General features: G+C 67.5%; 5 protein-coding genes and 1 pseudogene. 5 read left to right on the top strand and 1 reads right to left on the bottom strand.

Annotated features, from left to right (window positions below; translation table 11 throughout):
* The 4 genes from DBR12_RS22980 to DBR12_RS15685 form a co-directional block, all read left to right on the top strand.
* A partial coding sequence (locus tag DBR12_RS22980; protein ID WP_233244581.1) for a pseudouridine synthase occupies positions 1–455 on the top strand: 455 nt, incomplete at its 5' end.
* A 70-nt stretch (positions 456–525) separates the two neighbouring features.
* Complete coding sequence (locus DBR12_RS15695) at positions 526–1,476, top strand: nitronate monooxygenase family protein (RefSeq protein ID WP_108618116.1); 951 nt, start codon at positions 526–528, stop codon at positions 1,474–1,476.
* A 170-nt stretch (positions 1,477–1,646) separates the two neighbouring features.
* Positions 1,647–2,588 (top strand): DMT family transporter, encoded by a 942-nt coding sequence (locus tag DBR12_RS15690; RefSeq protein WP_255575924.1) that lies wholly within the window; start codon positions 1,647–1,649, stop codon positions 2,586–2,588.
* 122 nt (positions 2,589–2,710) lie between these two features.
* On the top strand, positions 2,711–3,250 hold the full coding sequence (locus DBR12_RS15685) for a DUF924 family protein (RefSeq protein ID WP_108618115.1): 540 nt from the start codon (positions 2,711–2,713) through the stop codon (positions 3,248–3,250).
* Positions 3,251–3,274: 24 nt separating this feature from the next.
* Here DBR12_RS15685 and DBR12_RS15680 read toward each other — a convergent pair whose 3' ends face one another.
* Entirely contained in the window at positions 3,275–4,210 is a 936-nt protein-coding gene (locus DBR12_RS15680; RefSeq protein ID WP_108618114.1) for a succinylglutamate desuccinylase/aspartoacylase family protein, read from the bottom strand.
* Between the two features lie 103 nt (positions 4,211–4,313).
* Between DBR12_RS15680 and DBR12_RS15675 the strand changes: the two are divergent.
* Positions 4,314–5,291 (top strand): annotated as a pseudogene (locus DBR12_RS15675) (WD40 repeat domain-containing protein); the annotation flags it as partial.

The following is a 5,291-nucleotide window of genomic DNA, read 5'->3' as shown; positions in this document are numbered from 1 at the left end:
CCCCCGCCGATGCGGCGGTGCAGGACGCCCACACGCGCTTTCGGCGCCTAGCGCAGCTCACGCTGCCTGAAGCCAGCGATGCGCGCTTTGCCACCACCCGCGCCTCGCTGGTCGAGGCCATCCCCACCACCGGGCGGCGGCACCAGATCCGCCGCCACCTCAAGCACCTGGCGCACCCCATCATCGGCGACGCCACCCACGGCAAAGGCCCGCTCAACCGCTGGTGGGCCGAGCGGCTGGGTCAACAAAGGCTGTGGCTGCATGCCTGGCAACTCATGGTGCCGCACCCGGTGTCGGGCGTTGTGATGGCGTTTGACAGCGGGCTGCAATGGCCTGGGCCTGCGGACTGGGGCGGCGTACACACCCCCGCCGACGACTCCACCGCGCCATGCGCCGACTGGCAGCGCCTGTTTGCAAAGCTGCCCTGGGACGCGACACCCGCCTTGGTCCCGTAACCCGGGCGACACGGCGGCGGCACACCCGTCGAAATAATGGGCGCTTCCCAAAAAACAGGAGACCCAGCCCATGACCGCACCCGCCACCAACCGCGTCCTTGCCCACACCGGCGCGCGCTACCCCATCATCCAGGCGCCCATGGGCTGGATCGCGCGCACGCAGCTGGCATCAGCGGTGTCCCGTGCGGGCGGGCTCGGCATCATCGAGACATCTTCGGGCGAGACGGCCAACTGCCAGGCCGAGATCACCAAGATGAGCGCGCTGGGCCTGCCCTTTGGCGTGAACCTGCCCATCCGCTTTTTGAAGGACGACGCCATGCTGCGCTTTGTGTGCGCGTCGGGCGTGAAGTTTGTGACCACCTCGGCAGGCAGCCCGGCCAAATTCATTGCGCCGCTCAAGGACGCGGGCATCACCGTCTACCACGCGGTGCCCACGGTGGATGCCGCGCTCAAGTGCGTGGACGCAGGCATTGACGGCCTGGTGGTCGAAGGCGGCGAGGGCGGCGGCTTCAAGAACCCCGAAGAAGTCTCCACCCTGGTGCTGCTGCAGGCCATCCGCGCGCAGGTGGACGTGCCGCTGGTGGCCGCAGGGGGCATCTGCGATGGGCGCGGCATGGCGGCGGCTTTTGCGCTGGGGGCTGAGGCGGTGCAGATGGGCACGCGCTTTGTCAGCTGCGCCGAAAGCCCCGTGCACGCCAACTACAAAAATGCCATTGTCGATGCGGGCGTGACGGGCACCTGGATGCTCAACACCAAGGCCAGCCCCTGCATCCGCGCACTCAAGTCGCAGCGCACCCAGGCCATCCACGAGGCCGGCCTGATGCCCGCCGACAGCTTTGCGGGCATACAGCGCGTGTACTTTGACGGCGACATGGAGGCGGCCCCTGCACTCGCAGGGCAGACGGCCGGGCTCATCGACTCCATCAAGACCGCGCAACAGATCATTGAAGAGACGGTGGCGGAGTTCTTTGCGATCAGCCAGCGGATGGGCGCCTTGGGGGTTGGGCGCACGTTTGGCTGATGGAGCCCTTGCGCTACACTTTTTGGCCCTGCACACGCCCCCACGCCCACAAGGGGCGGTGGGGACACCTCCCATGCACCGGCCGCCATCCTCCTCCAGCCCCCTGCCAACCCAGCGTGCAGCCCTGCGCCCCCACGCCCTGACCCACGCAGCCATTCATCAGGGCGGCCATGTCTGAGCCCGACGACCGCACCACCGCGCCGCCCAACCCACCAGAGAACTCCAGCGCAGTCCCCAGCGCATCGTCTGGCGACCTGCGCGGCATCGTCGCCATGGTGGCTGCGGTGGGCTTTTTCTCGTTGATGGATGCGCTGCTCAAGACCCTCACGGTGCACTACCCCGCCATGCAGGTAGCCGCCTTGCGGGGCTGGGCCGCGCTGCCGCTGGTGGCCCTGTATGCGCTGTGGCGCGGCGAGGTGCCCCGGCTGCTCAAAGTGCGCTGGCCGCTGCACCTGCTGCGCGGCGGGCTCAACGTGGCCATGCTGGCGCTGTTTGCGTTTGCCATCCGCGAGCTGGCACTGGCCGAGGCCTACACGCTGTTTTTCATCGCGCCGCTGCTGATCACGGCGCTGTCTACCGTGGTGCTGCGCGAGAAGGTGCGTGCCGCCCACTGGATGGCGATTGCGCTGGGCATGGTGGGCGTGCTGGTGGCGCTGCGGCCCAACCAGGAGGCGTTCTTTACCCTGGGCGCGCTGGCGGTGCTGGCGGCGGCGGGCTGCTATGCGGTGTCGGCCATCACAGGCCGCCTGCTCACGCGCACCGATTCCAGCGCCAGCCTGGTGTTCTGGACCACCACCTTGCTGGCCCTGGGCGCTGGCACGCTGGCCTGGCCGCAATGGGTGGGCGTGGCCCAGGCGCACTGGCCGCTGGTGGCGGGGCTGGCTGTCACGGGGTTTGCGGGCCAGTTGGCGATCACCGAGGCGTTTCGCCACGGGCAGGCGTCGGTGGTGGCGCCGTTTGAATACACGGCGCTGGCCTGGGGCATGGGGCTGGACTGGGTGCTGTGGCAGACCGTGCCCGGCTACAGCACACTGCTGGGCGGCGCCATCATCATCGGCAGCGGCCTGTACCTGGTGCGCCAGGAGCGCACGCAGACCGTGGTACCCCCCTGAAGGCGGCGCCCGCAAGTTATCACCGTCCGGCCTGCATTGAATACTACAAATTCAATAGCAACAAAACAAATACCAATGCGCGGAGACGGCCAATTTATCTCAATAAAACGGATACCCAGCCCATGCAAGCCCACGACATCCTGCACTTCTGGTTTGAAGAACTTACCCCCGCTCAGCACTTTGCCCAGAGCGACGCGCTGGACACGCTGATTCGCACCCGGTTTGGCGCCACCTGGCAGGCGGCGCAACAGTGCGAGCTGTGGGCGTGGCGCGCCACGCCTGTGGGGCGCCTGGCCGAGATCCTGGTGCTGGACCAGTTCTCGCGCAACCTGCACCGTGGCTCGCCACTGGCGTTTGCACAGGATGCCCAGGCCCTGGCACTGGCCCAGGAGCTGGTGGCCGGAGGCCACGACGCGGCATTGACGCCCGTGCAGCGCTCCTTTGCCTATATGCCCTACATGCACAGCGAGTCGGCCACCATCCACGCGCAGGCCATGGTGCTGTTCGACCAGCCGGGGCTGGAGAACAACCTGCAGTTTGAGGTGCGCCACCGCGACATCATTGCGCGCTTTGGGCGCTACCCGCACCGCAATGCGGTGCTGGGGCGCGTTTCAACGCCCGAGGAACTGGCGTTTTTGCAGCAGCCCGGCTCGTCGTTCTGAACCACCGGACGCGTCGCACACCGGTCAGATCGGCCGGGTCAGGTACACCGCCTCGCGCCCCACGATGGGCTCGCGCGTGGGCATGAGCACAGTGCAGTCGTCGCACAGCGCACGGATTTCGTGCGGGCCATCGGTGGCGATGAGTTCACCTTTGGCAAACACCTCAAAGCCCCGCACGGGCCGCGCAAAGCGGAAGTCCGCCGTGCGCACCATGCAGGTCTCCAGCAGCTCGTAGCTGCGCTGTGCACCCGGCGCAGGCCGGTTGGCGGCGGGCGCGATCAGGCCAAAGTGCGCCAGAAAATCCAGCGCCACAGCCGTGGCCACATCGGCCGCCGATTGCAGGAAATGCTGGCCACATTCCACCACCAGGGCCACGCCCGTGCCATCGGCCTGGCCATGGCGGCCATGCTGGATGAGCGGCGTGCCCGAGCCCAGACCGCTGGGCATCACCAGATGCACGGGCGGGCGCCCCAGGGCCAGCGCCGCCTTGGCGTTGCGCGGGTAAGCGGGGTAGACCCAGAAGGGCTGCACGTCCTGGCTGGTGGAGTGGATGTCAAGGATATGGTCGGCCGCAGCCACCACCGGGCGCAGTGCGCGGGCGCGTTGCAGCTCAGGGCTGTCCTCGGTGCCTTCCAGCTCGGCCACAGACCACACACGGTTGAGGTTGTGCACCAGCTGGCGACTTTCAAACGGGCGGCTCGCGTCAAACGACTCGTAGGCCGCCACGTTGGCGAAGCTGATGGTCAGCGTGCCGATGAGGGGGCGCACGCCCGTGTCCAGCAGGTGCGTGGCGGCGACCATGCCGCAGATTTCGTTGCCGTGCGTGAGGGCGTTGATGAGCACATGGGGGCCGGGCTTGCCGGACTCGAAACGGTGCACATAGTCGATGCCCACATTGCCCTGGCGGTAGGCCGAAAGGTCGCGGGGCAGGACTTCAAAAACAGGGGGGGTTGGGGTCATGAAGGCCGATTAATAAGACAACACATCATTGTCTGCGCAAAGCAGCCACCGCGTGACCTGCGTGTACGATGCCCCGCCACTGGCACCATCAATCCAACGCCCGATGCCCACTGCCCGACTTTGCCCGCTGGCCGATGTGGCCGCACTGATCCCCGCCGACTGCTGGATGGCCGAACGCCTGGCGCACGACCCCGGCGCGCTCGCCAACGAAACCGTGCTGTGGATCACGGGCGACGTGCAGTGGCCCGAGTTGCACCTGGACGCCCCCCTGGCCAGCGGCAGCCCGCAGCGCCGCTGGTGGCAAAGCCTGCAAACCGACGCGGACAACACGCCCATCCCCCGTTCGCTTTTTCTCATCCTGGTGGACGGCCACCTGCACATCGACGGCGCGCTGACCTGCGACGACACCGATGGCGCCACCCACCTCATCGTCACCGGCGACGCCCAGATGCACAACGCCGTGATCGGCGGACAGCTGGTGCATGTGCAAGGCGCACTGCGGGTGCAGGACCTGCTGTGGGGCCACTACAACCATGGCGAGCTGCGCGTGCACGGTGGGCTGCAGGCCCGCGTGGCACTATTCACAGACGAATACCACCTGCACATCGCAGGCCCCGAGCAGGTGGAGTTTCTGCTGGACGAGGTGCGCCCCGTGCCGCACCTGGCGCAGTTCTCCGGCGAGGTGCTGGGCGCCGTGTTTGTCCCCGAGTTCCACAACGGGGCTGCGTCGGGCGAAGACGGCCTGGCTGCCATGCTGGACCGCCCCCAGGTCGTGGCCGCCGTGCGGGCTGGCGACAGCGCGGTGCACAGCAGCGCAGACATCCAGGCCGCCTGGCCGCTGGCGCATGACCTGTGCGCCGACAACAGCATCAGCGTGCAGAACATCGTGGCCGTGGTGCACACCCCAGTCATCGCGCACAAGGAGCACAAGGCCTATGGCTGGTTCCAGCAGACCGACTTTTCGATCTGCCAGCGGCATGTGGACGAAGACGGCGACCAGCGCGACGACAACGTGTTCATCACCGTCTGGAAAACCTGGGACTTCTACCTCTCGGTCGAGAAGACGCCTGCGCCCCAGGGC

It is taken from the genome of Acidovorax sp. HMWF029 (genome assembly GCF_003060895.1).
Lineage (GTDB): Bacteria > Pseudomonadota > Gammaproteobacteria > Burkholderiales > Burkholderiaceae_C > Acidovorax.
The sequence above is the reverse complement of the archived record's forward strand: the minus strand, read 5'-3'. Positions and strand labels throughout refer to the sequence as shown.